Raw genomic sequence first — 14,464 nt, 5'->3', positions numbered from 1 at the left:
GCCTCGGCGGCGAACCGCTCGATCAGCACGGATAACCACGGGAGTTCGCTTTGGCCAGCGCCGTCAACGGTCAGGTTCGTTCTACGAAGCACCTCTTCGTCACCGGCGGGGTCACCTCCGCCCTCGGCAAGGGCATGACCGCAGCCAGTCTCGGAAACCTGTTGACCGCGCGCGGCCTGTACGTGGTGATGCAGAAGATCGACCCCTACATCAACGTCGACCCCGGCACGATGAACCCCTACGAGCACGGAGAGGTGTTCGTCACCGACGACGGCGGTGAGACCGACCTCGACATCGGCAACTACGAGCGCTTCCTCGACCGGGACCTGTCCAAGCGCGCCAACGTCACCACCGGCCAGGTGTACTCCGACGTCATCGCCAAGGAGCGCCGCGGCGACTACCTCGGCGCCACCGTGCAGGTCATCCCGCACATCACCAACGAGATCAAGGCCCGCCTGGCGGCCATGGCCGACCCCGACCCCGAGACCGGCCGCGTGCCGGACGTGGTCATCACCGAGGTCGGCGGCACCGTCGGCGACATCGAGTCGCTCCCGTTCCTGGAGGCGATCCGCCAGTACCGCCACGACATCGGCCGCGACAACTGCTTCTTCCTGCACGTCTCCCTGGTGCCGTACCTGGCCGCGTCCTCGGAGATGAAGACCAAGCCCACCCAGCACTCCGTGGCGCAGCTGCGCAGCATCGGCATCCAGCCCGACGCGATCGTCTGCCGCTCCGACCGGCCCGTGCCCCAGGGCCTGAAGCAGAAGATCGCCGGCTTCTGCGACGTCGACGACGCCGCGGTCGTCTCGGCGCCCGACTCCCCCTCGATCTACGACATCCCCAAGACGCTCCACTCCGAGGGCCTGGACGCCTACGTGGTCCGCAAGCTCGACCTGCCGTTCAAGGACGTCGACTGGACCTCCTGGGACGACCTGCTCGACCGGGTCCACAACCCCGCCTCGACCATCGAGGTGGCGATCGTCGGCAAGTACGTCGAACTGCCCGACGCCTACAAGTCCGTCGTGGAGGCGCTGCACGCCGCGGGCTTCGCCCACCGCGCCAAGGTCAACGTCCGCTGGGTCGTCTCGGACCGCTGCGAGACCGAGGACGGGGCCGCGAAGGCGCTGTCCGGTGTGGACGCGATCGTCATTCCCGGCGGCTTCGGCGAGCGCGGCGTGCCCGGCAAGATCGCCGCGCTCACCTACGCGCGCACCCGCCTCGTCCCCACGCTCGGGCTCTGCCTGGGCCTGCACTGCATGGCCATCGAAGGGCTGCGCGAGCTGTGCGGCCTGGACGAGGCCGACTCCGAGGAGTTCAACGGCAAGGCCGAGCACCTGGTCATCTCCACGATGGCCGACCAGACCGACATCGTCGCCGGGCGCGGCGACATGGGCGGGACGATGCGCCTAGGCGCCTACCCCGCCAGGCTCACCGAGGGCTCGCTGGTGGCCGAGGCGTACGGGGTCACCGAGGTCACCGAGCGGCACCGGCACCGCTACGAGGTCAACAACGCCTACCGCGACCAGCTGACCAAGGCGGGCTTCGTGATCTCCGGGCTCTCGCCCGACGGCCGCCTGGTGGAGTTCATCGAGCTCGACCGCGAGACCCACCCCTATTTCGTCGCCACGCAGGCCCACCCGGAGCTGAAGTCGCGGCCGACCCGCCCGCACCCGCTGTTCGACGGCCTCGTGGCCGCCGCCCTCAAGCGCGCCGCCGCCGAGCAGCTCGACCTCGGGACGGAAGCGGCCTGACGCGCGAACGGCGGGGCCGGGCGAACGACGTCGCCCGGCCCCGCCACCGCCTGCGCCGTTATTCGGCCGCTCTGGCGCGCAGCGCGCGGCCGACGAACACCAGGGCCACGGCCACCAGGACGGCGCCGATGACCGAGGTCGCCCGCAGCCCGTCGGTGAACGCGGTCCGCGCCGCGTCCATGAGCGCCTCCCCGGCCTCGGCGGGCAGTGTCTCGGCCACGTGCGCGGCCTCGCCGAGCGTCTCCTTCGCCGCCTCGGGGGCGCCGCCCGGGGCGGCGTCGAGCTCGCTGCGGTAGATGCCGGTGGCGACGCTGCCGAGCAGCGCCACGCCCATCGCGCCGCCCAGTTCGTACGCGGTCTCCGAGATCGCGGCGGCCGCCCCGGCCCGCTCGGCGGGCGCGGCGGCGATGATCGCGTCGTTGGTGACTGTCTGCACCAGGCCAGCGCCGACGCTGATGAGGACGAACGCGCCCACGACCAGCAGCGCGCCCGACTCGACGCCGATGAACGCCAGCGCCCCGAAGCCGACGATCACGAAGCCGAGACCGCCGACGATGATCCGCACCAGCCCGAACCGCTCGGACAGGCGCACGGCGACGAGGCCGGCCGCGATCGAGACGGCCATGCCCGGCAGCAGCAGGAGCCCGGCCCGCATGGGGGAGTAGCCCAGGACCAACTGGAGATACTGCGTCAGCAGGAACAGCGAGGAGATCAGCGCGAACACGATCGTGAAGTTCGTGGCGATCGAGGCGCTGAACCGCCGCAGCCCGAACAGCGCCACGTCGATCAGCGGGTGATCCAGGCGCCGCTGGCGCCGGACGAACAGCCAGGCGGCCACGGCGCCGAGGCCGATCGCGCCGACGGCGACGGCCGAGAGGCCGTGCTCGGCGAAGCTCTTGACGCCGTACACGAACGGGAACATCGCCAGGAACGACAGCACCACCCCGCCCCAGTCCACCGGGCCCGGCTCGGCGTTGCGCGACTCGGGCAGCAGCAGCGGGGCGGCGACGAGCACCGCGAGCGAGACCGGCGCGGCCATCAGGAACACCGAACCCCACCAGAAGTGCTCGAGCAGCCAGCCGCCCAGGACCGGCCCGGCCGCCGAACCGGCCGAGAACCCCGTGCCCCACACGGCGATGGCGAACAGGCGCTGCCGGTCGTCGGTGAACAGGTTCCGCATGAGCCCCAGCGTGGTCGGCATGAGGGTCGCGCCCGCGAGCCCCAGCAGGGCCCGGGCGGCGATGAGCGCTTCGGCCGTCGGCGCGTAGGCGGCGGCGACCGAGGCGGCCGCGAAGGCGGCCGCGCCGATGATCAGCAGCCTGCGGCGCCCGATCCGGTCGGCGATCGAGCCCATGGTGACCAGCAGCCCGGCCAGGACGAAGCCGTAGACGTCGACGATCCACAGCAGCTGCGAGCTGGTGGGGGCGAGGTCTTCGGACAGGAAGGGCACGGCGAAGCCGAGCACTGTCATGTCGATCGAGATGAGCAGCACCGGGAGCACGAGGACCGCCAGCGCCGCCCACTGGCGGCCGGTGAGGCGCGCCCGGCGGGGCGCGGCACGGTCCGCATCGGTCATCGGTGCCTCCTTTGCTGTGACGGCGGTGGGTCGAAGGTGTGAAACGGCATTGGAGTGCTGTACCGTCCGGACGGTATAGTATCTGCGTGGAGGGGCCATGACGCAACCGCAGATCACGACTCGTGACCGAATTCTCAACGCGCTGCAGCGGATCCTCGTCGACGAGGGCAGCTCCGGGGTGACCCTGGAGAAGGTCGCCGCCGAGGCCGGCGTGTCCAAGGGCGGCCTGCTCTACCACTTCAAATCCAAGGCCGAGCTCTACGACGGCCTGGCCGGCCGTTTCCGCGTCCTGGAGGAGGAGCGCCTGGCCCAGGCCCGCCGCACCGGCGTGGTGGAGGCCTTCATCCGGGCCTCGCAGCTCGAATCCGAGGAGTCGGAGGCGGCCCTGTGGGCGCTGTTCACCGCACTGCGCGGCGCCGACGAGCTCTCCGAGCGGGCCAGGGACGACCTCATGTTCATCTTCAACGGATGGTCCGAGGCGCTCCACGAGACGATCGACGACCCGGTGACCGCCGAGATCGTCCGCCTCGTCGGCGACGGGCTGTTCCTCTCGGCCCTGTCCGGCCTGCCGCTGCCCCGCCGCGAGCTCCTCGACGCCGTCCTCGAACGGCTGATCACCGAATCCGGCGGCCGGTAGGGGCGCTCGTGGCGCTGGCCCGCGCCCCCGGGCGCGGCTAAGGTGGGCGCCGTGCATGAATACCGAGTTCTGGAGACCGAGCAGATCCACCACGGCTGGTGCTACGACCTGGTCGCCGAGACCGTCGCGATGCCGGGCGGCGGCTCGCCGGCGTCGGCCGGGCCGATTGACGGCTCGCCGGCGTCGGCTGGACCAACTGACGGCTCGCAAGCGTCGCCGAACGTTGCCCGCCGGGAGTTCCTCGTCCACTGCGGCGCCGTCGTCGCCGTCCCGCTCGACGAGAGCGGCCGCGTCGGCCTCATCCGCCAGTACCGGGTCCCCGCCAAGGAGGTCCTGTGGGAGTTCCCGGCCGGCCTGCGCGACGTCGAAGGCGAGGACCCCGCCGTGTGCGCCGCCCGCGAACTCGCCGAAGAGGTCGACCTGCGCGCCGACCACTGGGTGCGCCTCGGCGAGTTCTACACCACCCCGGGCATCTCGAACGAGCGGATCCACTACTTCCTCGCCAGCGGGCTCAGCCGCGTCCCCGAGGCCGAGCGCCACGAACGCACCGACGAGGAGACCCACATCGAACTCGTCTGGTGGGACCTCGACAAGGCCCTCGCCGCCGTCGCCGACGGCGAGATCCGCAACGGCGTGTGCGCACTCGCCTTGAACCTCGCCAGACTCCACCTCGAGGCTTCGAAGTGAAGGCGACATAGTTTCGAAACGTTGTTCTCATAGCCAAGGGCGGCATCGCACCGATACGATCATCGGCGAAGGCGCCACCCGACGACGCGCGGCTCCTCACAAGGGAAAGCCGCGAGTTCGGGCACGGCGCGACATAGACTGCCTCCACGAGTCGCAAACCGACTGGTGAACAGGCCCAACGTTTCGGAAGGAACCCGTGCCGTGAAAGTCGCCGTCCCCCGCGAGATCAAGAACAACGAGTACCGCGTCGCCCTCACCCCAGCCGGCGTCCACGAACTGGTGGCCGCCGGCCACGACGTCGCCGTCGAGTCCGGGGCCGGCCTCGGTTCGGCCATCACCGACGACGACTTCCGCGAAGCCGGGGCGCTCATCCTCCCCGACGCCGACGCGACCTGGGCCGCGGCCGATCTCGTCCTCAAGGTCAAAGAGCCCGTCAAGGGCGAGTACCACCGCATGCGGCCCGGCCAGACCCTGTTCACCTACCTCCACCTCGCCGCCAGCGCCGAATGCACCGACGCGCTCCTGGAGCACCGCGTCACCGCCATCGCCTACGAGACCGTCCAGACCGCCGACGGGCGCCTGCCGCTCCTCGCCCCCATGAGCGAGGTCGCCGGGCGCCTCGCCGTCCAGGCCGGCGCCTACCACCTCCAGCGGCCCGAAGGCGGCCGCGGCATCCTCCTGGGCGGCGTGCCGGGAACGCGCCCCGCGCGAGTCGTCATCATCGGCGCCGGCGTGTCCGGCATGAACGCCGCCGCCATCGCCGTCGGCATGCACGCCGACGTCGAACTGTTCGACCTCAACAACGACAAGCTCCACGTCGCCGACGACCTCTACCAGGGCCGCCTGCGCACCGTCGTCTCCAACCGCTTCGAGATCAAGCGCGCCTGCCGCGAGGCCGACCTCGTCATCGGCGCCGTCCTCGTCCCGGGAGCCAAGGCCCCCACCGTCGTCGACGACGACGTCCTCGCCGAGATGAAGGACGGCGCGGTCCTCGTCGACATCGCCATCGACCAGGGCGGCTGCTTCGCCCACTCGAGGCCCACCACCCACGACGAGCCGACCTTCACCCACGGCGGCAAGCTCTTCTACTGCGTCGCCAACATGCCCGGCGCGGTCCCGAACACCTCCACCTACGCGCTGACCAACGCCACGCTCCCCTATGTCATGAAGCTGGCCGACCTCGGCTGGCGGGAGGCGCTGGCCTCCGACCCCGCGCTCGCCCGCGGCCTGAACACCCACGCCGGCGAGGTCACCAACGAACCGGTCGCGCTCACCCACCACCTTCCGGTGACATCGGTGGAGCGCGTCCTCGCGAGCTGAATCCGCTTGTCCCCAGGCCGAACCCGAGCCGACAGCGGGCGATCTCACGCCGGGTGCCTCGGAGTCTCCCAAGCCGTCGACACCATCGATACACTGACGTACAGTCGCAGTAACAGGCAAACGGTGAGACGCCCGGCACCCGGTGCCGTCCTTGCACCCGGAGGCGTGAAGAAATGAGCAGTGTGGACAGCAATGACAAGTGGGAGGCCCTGCGCTCCGCGCAAGTGCCGCCCGCTGACTCGGACGGCGACTTCACCTCGCCCGACCCCGAGACCTACACGGGCAAACGCGACATCCCCCAGCCCCAGCCCCTGGAGCGCCACGGTCCCGCCCGCGTCATCGCCATGGCCAACCAGAAGGGCGGTGTGGGAAAGACCACCACGACGATCAACCTCGGCGCCGCGCTGGCCGAGTACGGCCGCAAGGTCCTCCTGGTCGACTTCGACCCGCAGGGCGCGCTGTCCGTCGGCTTCGGCACCAACCCCCACACGCTCGACCTCACCGTCTACAACCTCCTGATGCAAGAGGACGTCGACATCGACGACGTCATGATGAAGACGAACGTGGCGGGCCTGCGCCTCCTCCCGGCCAACATCGACCTGTCCGCGGCCGAGATCCAGCTGGTCAACGAGGTCGCGCGCGAGCAGACCCTCGCTCGGGTGCTGCGGCCGGTCATCCCCGACTTCGACTTCGTGCTCATCGACTGCCAGCCCTCGCTCGGCCTCTTGACGGTCAACGCGCTCACCGCCGCGCACTCGGTCCTCGTGCCGCTCGAATGCGAGTTCTTCTCCCTGCGCGGTGTGGCGCTGCTGCTCGACACCGTCGACAAGGTCCGCGAGCGGCTGAACTACGACCTCGAGCTCGACGGCATCCTCGCCACCATGTACGACTCGCGCACCACCCACTCCAGGCAGGTGCTCCAGCGGGTCGTCGAGGCCTTCGGCGACAAGGTCTTCTCCACCGTCATCACCCGCACCGTGCGGTTCCCCGAGACCACCGTCGCCGGCGAGCCGATCACCACGTGGGCCCCGGCCTCCTCCGGCGCCCGCGCCTACCGACAGCTCGCCAGAGAGCTGATAGCCGCCACCGACAAGTGAGCGCCGGAGACCGCCCGATTCCTCCCCGCGGCTCCGGTACGGACCGTTACAAGGACCGTGCTCTGCCCGCCGTCTAAGCTTGCCTGCGTGACCGACCAGCAGCGAAGCTCCGTCCCGACCCGGCGGGAGGCCGAACCGGAGGAGGCCGAGACCGGCTTCCACGTCCGCCTCGACAACTTCGAGGGGCCGTTCGACCTGCTGCTCCAGCTGATCGGCAAGCACAAGCTCGACGTCACCGAACTGGCCCTCCACCAGATCGCCTCGGAGTTCATCGCCTACGTCACCGCCCTCGACGAGGCCTGGAACCTCGAGGAGACCAGTGAGTTCCTGCTCGTGGCCGCCACCCTCCTCGACCTCAAGACCGCCAGGCTCCTGCCGAACACCGCCGTCGACGACGAAGAGGACCTCGCGCTGCTCGAGGCCCGCGACCTCCTCTTCGCCCGCCTGCTCCAGTACAAGGCCTACAAGGAGGCCGCCGGGCACCTCGCCGCCCTCGCCGAGACCGCCTCGGCGCGCATGCCGCGCGCGGCCGGCCTCGAAGAGCGGTTCCGCGGCCTGCTCCCCGAACTCGACCTCGACATCACCCCCGAGCAGCTGGCCGCCCTGGCCGGCAGGGCGATGAAGCCCAAACCGCCGCCCCAGGTCGGCACCGACCACGTCCACCAGCAGCGCGTCTCGGTGCGCGAGCACGCCGTGATCCTCTCGAGGCGGCTCCAGCGCGTCCAGACCGCCACCTTCCGGGCCCTGGTCTCCGACTGCGAGACCCACCTGGAGGTCGTCGCGCGCTTCCTGGCCCTGCTGGAGCTCTACCGGGAGGCGCTGGTCGGCTTCGAGCAGATGCAGGCGCTCGGCGAGCTGACGGTGCGCTGGCTCGGCGGCACCGGAGCCACCGAGATCGAGGTCGACGAGTACGCGGGCAGTCCGCAGACGGGGGAGGACCAGACAGATGAGTGAGCAGCCCGATTCCCTGGAGGCTCAGGTCGCCGAGTGGCGGCCGCCGTGGCAGCGCGAGGAGGGGGCCGCGGCCAGGCCCGACACTCCGGACGACGAGCCGGCGGACACGAGCGACGAGTACGCGCAGGCCGTCGCCGCGCAGGACGCCCCCGAGCCGCCCCGGGCGGCCGCCGAGGAGCCGCCCCGGGCGGCCCCGATGCCCGTGCCCGACGACGTCGACCTCGGCGCCGTCCTGGAGGCGATCCTCATGGTCGCCGAGGAGCCGCTGGCCGAGGAGTTCCTGGCCTCGGTATTGGAGCGGCCACTAACGCAGGTCCGCGAGACGCTCGGCCGATTGAGCGCCGAATACACTGGCGACGGGCGCGGGTTCGACCTGCGTCGCCAGACCGGCGGATGGCGGTTCTACACCAGGGCCGACTACGCCCGCTACGTCGAACGGTTCGTCACCGACGGCGCTTCGGCCCGCCTCACCAAGGCGGCCCTGGAGACGCTCGCGGTCGTCGCCTACCGGCAGCCGGTCACCAGGGGTCGCATCTCGGCGATCCGGGGGGTCAACTGCGACGGGGTCATCCGCACGCTGCTGGCGCGCGGACTGGTCGAGGAGTGCGGCTCCGACCCCGACTCGACGGCGACGCTGTACCGCACCACCACCCTGTTCTTGGAGAAACTCGGCTTGGACTCGGTCGATCAGCTGCCTGATCTGGCCCCGTTCCTGCCGGACGACGTGACGGATATCGAGGATGATGAACAACGCTGACGCAGAGGGCATTCGCCTGCAGAAGGTGCTGTCCCAGGCCGGGATCGCCTCCAGGCGGGCCGCCGAGGACCTGATCGCCAGGGGCAAGGTGAAGGTCAACGGCGAGGCCGCGCGCCTCGGCCAGCGCGTCGACCCCGCCAACGACGTCATCCACGTCTCGGGCAAGCGCGTGATCACCGACGTCGACACCGTCTACTACGCGATCAACAAGCCCCGCGGGGTCGTCTCGACCATGGAGGACGAGGAGGGTCGCACCTGCCTGGGCGACTTCACCGGCGGCATCGAGCAGCGGGTCTTCCACGTGGGGCGGCTCGACACCGACTCCGAGGGCCTGCTGCTGCTCACCAACGACGGGGAGCTGGCCAACCGGATCATGCACCCCTCGCACGGCCTGCCGAAGGTCTACCGGGCGCAGGTCAACGGAATCCTGGACAAGCCCACCTGGAACCGGCTGCTGGCGGGCGTCGAACTCGAGGACGGCCCGGCGAAGGCCGACAAGCTGAAGATCATCGACGAGCACGCGGGGCAGTCGTTGATCGAGATCACCATCCACGAGGGACGCAAGCATATTGTGAGGCGGCTCATGGAGGAGGTCGGGCACCGCGTCTCGCGGCTGGTCCGCACCGAGATCGGCCCGGTCAAGCTGCGGCTCCTCAAACCCGGCACCATCCGCAGGCTCACCCCCGACGAGGTGGGCGAGCTGTACCGGGAGGTCGGACTCTAGAAGGTGGCCGGCGGATCAGGACGGGCGCTATCCGGCCCGCCCGTCGCCCACCGCCACCCGACATCGTGCTCGCTGCGCTCGGAAGGCTGCGTTGTCGGGGCGCCCGGATCCAACACCGGGATCCGGGCGCCCCGCCCTCTTGGCAACGCTGGCGAGCCGTACCTTGGCACTGCGAGCGAACAAACGGACTCGGACACCGCCTCGCCCCGATCCACCGGCCACCCTCTAGCCAGCTGTACCGACAAGCCCGGCAAGGGCCCGTTAGGCTTTCGGCGTGAAGACCATTCTCAACATCATCTGGTTCGTGCTCGCCGGCCTGTGGCTCGCCATCGGCTACTTCTTCACGGGTCTCCTGTTCTGCATCTTCATCGTCACGATCCCGTTCGGGATCGCGAACATGCGGCTGGCGGGATACGTGCTGTGGCCGTTCGGGCGGACCGTCGTGCGCGACCCCTCGTCCGGGTGCCTCTCACTGCTCGGCAACGTCCTGTGGCTGGTGCTGTTCGGTTGGGAACTGGCGCTCGCGCACCTGGTCACCGGTGCGCTCCAGGCGATCACGATCATCGGCATCCCGCTCGCCGTGGCGAACTGGAAGATGATCCCGCTGGCACTGTGGCCGATGGGCGCGCGCGTCGTCGACGCCCCCTGACGCGCCGCCGTCGGGGATGAACCACACCGCATCCAGGCATGATGTAGGTTTGCGTGGTTTGCAGTAGAAGAACGGAGCGAGACAGTGCCTGAGCACAACACGAGCGCACCGGTCGTCGCGATCGACGGTCCCTCGGGAGCGGGGAAGTCCACCGTCTCCAAGACACTCGCGACCGCTATCGACGCCGCCTACCTCGACACCGGCGCGATGTACCGCGCCGCCACCCTCGCGGTCCTCAACGCCGGCGTCGACCCCTCCCAGACCGCGCAGGTCACCAAGACCGTCAAGAACGCGAAACTCGAGTTCGGCACCACCCCCGAAGACCCCTTCACCCGCCTCGACGGCGAGGACGCGAGCCTGGCCATCCGCGGCGACGAGGTCACCAAGGCCGTCTCCGCCGTGGCCGGCAACAAGGCCGTCCGCAAGTTCCTCATCGCCGAGCAGCAGCGCATCATCGCCGAGGCGAAGAAGGGCATCGTCGTCGAGGGCCGCGACATCATCGAGGTCGTCGCCCCCGATGCCGACGTGAAGGTCTACCTCACCGCCGACCCCGACGCCCGCGCCAGGAGGCGCGCCCTCGAATTCGGGGCAGACGAAACGGTCACGAAGGCCGACATCGCCCGCCGCGACGGGGCGGACTCGAAGACGACGAAACCGCTGGAGGCCCCCGACGGCGCCACGGTGATCGACTCCACCGAGCTGCCGATCGTCGAGGTCGTCGCGAAGATCTTGGCTTTGCTGAACAACAGGGACATCAATGACTGACGAAGCGACCTGGGCCGAACTCGACGAGGTCGAGCGAGGGCCGGTCCCGACGGTCGCCGTGGTCGGCCGCCCCAACGTCGGCAAGTCGACGCTGGTCAACCGCATCCTCGGCCGCCGCGCTGCCGTCGTCCAGGACGAACCGGGCGTCACCCGCGACCGCGTCGCCTACGACGCCGAGTGGGCGGGCCGGGACTTCAGCCTGGTCGACACCGGCGGCTGGGACCCCGACGCCGAGGGCATGGCCGCGGCGATCGCCGCGCAGGCCGAACTGGCGATCCGCACCGCCGACGTAGTGCTCTTCGTCGTCGACTCGCGCGTGGGCGCGACCGACGCCGACGAAGCCGCCGCGCGCATCCTGCACCGTGCGAAGAAGCCGGTCATCCTCGTCGCGAACAAGGTCGACTCGGAGCGCCAGAACGCCGATGTGGCCGACCTGTGGCGCCTCGGCCTGGGCGAACCCCACCCGGTCTCGGCCCTGCACGGACGCGGTTCTGGCGACCTGCTCGACCAGGTCGTCTGGGCCTTCCCCGAGAAGCCCACCGGCCAGCTCAAGGAACGCGGCCCGCGCCGCGTCGCTCTCGTCGGCCGCCCCAATGTCGGCAAGTCGAGCCTGCTGAACCGCCTCTCCGGCGAGGAGCGCGCCGTCGTCGACAACGTCGCCGGCACCACCGTCGACCCGGTCGACTCCCTCGTCGAGATCGACGGCGAGGACTGGGTGCTGGTCGACACCGCCGGCCTGCGCAAACGCGTCAAGTTCGCCTCGGGCACCGAGTACTACGCCTCGCTGCGCACCGAGTCCGCGGTCGAGGCCGCCGAGGTGGCCGTCGTCCTCTTGGACGCCTCCGAGCCGATCTCGGAGCAGGACCAGCGCGTCCTGACCCAAGTGGTCGAGTCCGGCCGTGCCATGGTCCTCGCCTTCAACAAGTGGGACCTAGTCGACGAGGACCGCCGCTACTACCTCGAGAAGGAGATCGACCGCGAGCTGGCACAGGTCGCCTGGGCTCCTCGTGTGAACGTCTCCGCCTTGACCGGTCGCGCCATCGCCAAGCTCGCCCCTGCCCTCCGCGAGGCCCTCGACGGCTGGGCCCAGCGCATCGCCACCGGCGAGCTCAATCAGTGGATCAGCGCCCTCCAGTCGGCCCACCCGCACCCGGTCCGGGCCAACAAGGCCCCGAAGATCCTCTTCGCCACCCAGGCGGGCACCGAGCCGCCGCGCTTCATCCTCTTCACCACCGCGAAGCTCGACAAGCAGTACCTGAAATACCTCCAGCGCCGCCTGCGCGAGGATTTCGGCTTCAAAGGCACCCCGATCGAACTCGCCGTCAAACCACGCGAACCTCGCAAACGAAAATAGCCCGCCTCACAGAGGGGACCTCGCCTCAGAGGCACCCCAAGCGATAGGCTAAAGTTGTCACCGCCGCCGTCAAGGCGGCAAAACGGGCTGTGGCGCAGCTTGGTAGCGCACTTGACTGGGGGTCAAGGGGTCGCAGGTTCAAGTCCTGTCAGCCCGACCATAGAACGTTCGTTTGAACATTCGGCACTTTGCGAGGGGCCGTGGCGAAAGCTGCGGTCCCTTTGCCTGTTGCCGGACAGGTTCGTGATGGGCTTGCCGCAGTAGCGGCCCAGTGGCGCGTAGGCGGCGGCGTGGTCGGCGCTGGTAATTGCCGGATCGTCGGGGGTGTCGGCGTCGACGTAGAGCTTGTCGAAGCAGAGGTCGTTGAAGGCTTGTCGGTGGTCGTCGGGCATGGATCGGTAGAGCTTGCGAGGGTCGGTTAGGAGGTCGAGCAGGGCGGTGATGCGGCGCTCGGCGGTGGCGTAGTCGGTGGTTTCGGCCTCGGCGAGGCGTTGGTGGAGGCGGTCGCGTTCAAGGCGGATCTCCTGGATTTTCCGGGTGAGTTTCTCGTTGGGCCAGGCCGGGTCGCCGACCAGGTCGAGGTAGGCGTCTTCGCGGTGGTCGAGGCGGGTCAGTTCGGTGCGGAGTTGCCTGCGCAGTTCCTTGGTGGTGGCTTGCTGGGCCTGCATCTGCTTGCTGAGTGCGGCGCGGATGTCGGTCCGTTCAGTCTCGGTGATGGCGATGGTGGCGTAGTGGGCCTCGACGGCGTGTTCGATGACCGTGAGTCGCAAGCGGGGCAGGTCGCATCGGTGGCCTTGGCGGTTGATGCACCGGTAGTAAAAGTGCGGGCGGCCGTCGCGGGAGCGGGCGGGCTCGAAGACCAGTCGAGCGCCGCAGCGGGCGCACCACAGCAGACCCTTGAGGTAGTGGCGCCACACCGATTCGCGCGTGCCACGGTGACGGCGGTCCAGGACTGCTTGGACCTGGGCGAACAGCTCGGGCTCGACCAAGGGTTGGTGGCGGCCGGGATATTCTTGGCCTTTCCAGACGACATAGCCCAGGTAGTAGCGGTCGCGCAGGATCTTCTCCAACTGGCTCGCGGCGACCTCGGTGCCCGCCGGGTGGGCCTTCGTCGGCCGGTTGTGCAGCCCGGCGGCGGTGAGCGCATCGCGCAGCGACCGGAGGCTGTGCTTGCCGGTGGCGAACAGCTCGAACGCGGTGTGGATGAACGGGGCCCGATCGGGGTCGATGGCAATAGTGGCGACGGTGCGGCCGTCGATGCCTTCGCGGGTGTTCAGGTAACCGAGTTTGGCGCGGCCGGGGGTGCCGCCGCGGGCAGCCTTGCCCGCCATCTTGCGTTTGATGTCGTTGCCTTGGGCGCGGGATTGGTAGGCGTTGATGCTGTCCAGGACCGAGGCGACCAGTTGGCCTTCGGCGGTGTCGTCGGTGTAGTCGTGCGCGGAGATCAGGCGGACGCCGTGGTCTTTGAGTTCGCGACCGGTGATGGCCGCGTCCCACTCGTCGCGGAAGGCGCGGGAACGGCGGTAGATGATGACCGCCTGGATGTCGCCGGTCTCGTTGATACGTTTGAGGAGGCGTTGGAAGACCGGGCGCTTGGTGATCGAGGTGGCGCTGTTGCCGGGCTCCAAGTACTCGTCGACCAGGTCGAAGCCGTAGCGGTCGGCCGTAGCCTGGCAGTCTTCGCGTTGGGTCTGGATGGAGTTGCCGTCGGGGTCGAAGTCGGTCTCCATCTGGCGGGTGGTGGAGACGCGCAGGTAGGCGACGGCGCGGGGTCGTGGTTTGGTCATCGGGTTAGTCCTTCTCTGTTCCGTCCGGGCGGTCGGGGTGGAACGGGGTCGGGTGCTGCTGGGGTGGGTTCGTCCCGGTTTGCTCGGCGAGGTCGGCGAGCAGTCGGGTGAGTGCGGCAGTGTCGAGTCGTTCACGACGGGGGGCTTACCCCTTTGGTGTTGACACCGTCCTATGCGGCGATGGCGAGGCTAGCTTGCCGTTGTTCGTAGTCGATCGGTGAGATCTGGCCCAGAGACGAGTGTCTCCGGGTCGTGTTGTAATCGGTGATCCAGGACTCGACCTGGAAGCGAGCCTCCAATGCGTTCGCGAAGGTCCGGCGTCCTTGCAGGACTTCTCGTTTGAGCGTGGCGTTGAACGATTCGGCGAGGGCGTTGTCAGCCGAGGATCCGACCCGGGCCCGCGATT

The 14,464-nt window shown here is 69.5% G+C and carries 14 protein-coding genes and 1 tRNA gene; 12 read left to right on the top strand and 3 right to left on the bottom strand.

The genetic code is table 11. The annotated features are described in order from the left end of the window. Positions 1 to 50: 50 nt before the first annotated feature. Positions 51 to 1,751 carry a CTP synthase gene (locus tag YWW_RS0111735; RefSeq protein ID WP_026930267.1) on the top strand — a complete coding sequence of 567 codons (1,701 nt, stop codon included), beginning with the start codon at positions 51 to 53 and terminating at the stop codon, positions 1,749 to 1,751. Between the two features lie 58 nt (positions 1,752 to 1,809). On the opposite strand, the gene YWW_RS29875 is transcribed toward YWW_RS0111735, so the two are convergent. Further along, complete coding sequence (locus YWW_RS29875) at positions 1,810 to 3,327, bottom strand: MFS transporter (protein WP_051325692.1); 1,518 nt, start codon at positions 3,325 to 3,327, stop codon at positions 1,810 to 1,812. 97 nt (positions 3,328 to 3,424) lie between these two features. Here YWW_RS29875 and YWW_RS0111725 point away from each other — a divergent pair, with 97 nt between their 5' ends. From YWW_RS0111725 to YWW_RS0111675, 11 genes are all read left to right on the top strand, one after another. Next, positions 3,425 to 3,964 carry a TetR/AcrR family transcriptional regulator gene (locus YWW_RS0111725; RefSeq protein WP_026930266.1) on the top strand — a complete coding sequence of 180 codons (540 nt, stop codon included), beginning with the start codon at positions 3,425 to 3,427 and terminating at the stop codon, positions 3,962 to 3,964. A 51-nt stretch (positions 3,965 to 4,015) separates the two neighbouring features. Next, the gene (locus tag YWW_RS29870) at positions 4,016 to 4,651 is read left to right on the top strand and encodes an NUDIX domain-containing protein (RefSeq protein WP_051325691.1); all 636 of its coding nucleotides are present in this window, start codon (positions 4,016 to 4,018) and stop codon (positions 4,649 to 4,651) included. Positions 4,652 to 4,852: 201 nt separating this feature from the next. Next, the gene (gene ald, locus YWW_RS0111715) at positions 4,853 to 5,971 is read left to right on the top strand and encodes an alanine dehydrogenase (RefSeq protein WP_026930265.1); all 1,119 of its coding nucleotides are present in this window, start codon (positions 4,853 to 4,855) and stop codon (positions 5,969 to 5,971) included. A gap of 173 nt (positions 5,972 to 6,144) precedes the next feature. Next, the gene (locus tag YWW_RS0111710) at positions 6,145 to 7,068 is read left to right on the top strand and encodes an AAA family ATPase (RefSeq protein ID WP_035699269.1); all 924 of its coding nucleotides are present in this window, start codon (positions 6,145 to 6,147) and stop codon (positions 7,066 to 7,068) included. A gap of 87 nt (positions 7,069 to 7,155) precedes the next feature. Further along, entirely contained in the window at positions 7,156 to 8,022 is an 867-nt protein-coding gene (locus YWW_RS29865) for a segregation and condensation protein A (protein WP_245595405.1), read from the top strand. Then, on the top strand, positions 8,015 to 8,779 hold the full coding sequence (gene scpB, locus YWW_RS0111700; protein WP_026930263.1) for an SMC-Scp complex subunit ScpB: 765 nt from the start codon (positions 8,015 to 8,017) through the stop codon (positions 8,777 to 8,779). The genes YWW_RS29865 and scpB overlap by 8 nt, the downstream gene beginning before the upstream one ends. After that, on the top strand, positions 8,766 to 9,503 hold the full coding sequence (locus tag YWW_RS0111695; protein ID WP_026930262.1) for a pseudouridine synthase: 738 nt from the start codon (positions 8,766 to 8,768) through the stop codon (positions 9,501 to 9,503). The genes scpB and YWW_RS0111695 overlap by 14 nt, the downstream gene beginning before the upstream one ends. A gap of 274 nt (positions 9,504 to 9,777) precedes the next feature. Further along, the gene (locus YWW_RS0111690; RefSeq protein WP_026930261.1) at positions 9,778 to 10,152 is read left to right on the top strand and encodes a YccF domain-containing protein; all 375 of its coding nucleotides are present in this window, start codon (positions 9,778 to 9,780) and stop codon (positions 10,150 to 10,152) included. A gap of 84 nt (positions 10,153 to 10,236) precedes the next feature. Next, complete coding sequence (cmk, locus tag YWW_RS0111685) at positions 10,237 to 10,917, top strand: (d)CMP kinase (RefSeq protein ID WP_026930260.1); 681 nt, start codon at positions 10,237 to 10,239, stop codon at positions 10,915 to 10,917. After that, entirely contained in the window at positions 10,910 to 12,271 is a 1,362-nt protein-coding gene (gene der / locus YWW_RS0111680) for a ribosome biogenesis GTPase Der (protein ID WP_026930259.1), read from the top strand. The genes cmk and der overlap by 8 nt, the downstream gene beginning before the upstream one ends. Positions 12,272 to 12,354: 83 nt before the next feature. Continuing rightward, positions 12,355 to 12,431, top strand: a tRNA-Pro gene (locus YWW_RS0111675). Here YWW_RS0111675 and YWW_RS35075 read toward each other — a convergent pair. Next, positions 12,394 to 14,058, bottom strand: a complete 1,665-nt coding sequence (locus tag YWW_RS35075) for a recombinase family protein (RefSeq protein ID WP_081687399.1) — start codon at positions 14,056 to 14,058, stop codon at positions 12,394 to 12,396. The genes YWW_RS0111675 and YWW_RS35075 overlap by 38 nt on opposite strands. A 170-nt stretch (positions 14,059 to 14,228) precedes the next feature. After that, on the bottom strand, positions 14,229 to 14,464 hold a 236-nt coding region (locus YWW_RS29860), incomplete at its 5' end, for an integrase core domain-containing protein (RefSeq protein WP_155830144.1).

The sequence above is a fragment of the Glycomyces tenuis DSM 44171 genome (assembly GCF_000427885.1).
GTDB classification, from domain to species: Bacteria; Actinomycetota; Actinomycetes; order Mycobacteriales; family Micromonosporaceae; genus Glycomyces; species Glycomyces tenuis.
The sequence above is the reverse complement of the archived record's forward strand: the minus strand, read 5'-3'. Positions and strand labels throughout refer to the sequence as shown.

What these genes read in the sequence shown, in the direction of transcription:
- YWW_RS29875 (WP_051325692.1), bottom strand. Translation starts at nt 3,327, where the DNA reads ATGACCGATGCGGACCGTGCCGCGCCCCGCCGGGCGCGCCTCACCGGC.
- YWW_RS0111725 (WP_026930266.1), top strand. Translation starts at nt 3,425, where the DNA reads ATGACGCAACCGCAGATCACGACTCGTGACCGAATTCTCAACGCGCTG.
- YWW_RS0111710 (WP_035699269.1), top strand. Translation starts at nt 6,145, where the DNA reads ATGAGCAGTGTGGACAGCAATGACAAGTGGGAGGCCCTGCGCTCCGCG.
- scpB (WP_026930263.1), top strand. Translation starts at nt 8,015, where the DNA reads ATGAGTGAGCAGCCCGATTCCCTGGAGGCTCAGGTCGCCGAGTGGCGG.
- YWW_RS0111695 (WP_026930262.1), top strand. Translation starts at nt 8,766, where the DNA reads ATGAACAACGCTGACGCAGAGGGCATTCGCCTGCAGAAGGTGCTGTCC.
- der (WP_026930259.1), top strand. Translation starts at nt 10,910, where the DNA reads ATGACTGACGAAGCGACCTGGGCCGAACTCGACGAGGTCGAGCGAGGG.
- YWW_RS35075 (WP_081687399.1), bottom strand. Translation starts at nt 14,058, where the DNA reads ATGACCAAACCACGACCCCGCGCCGTCGCCTACCTGCGCGTCTCCACC.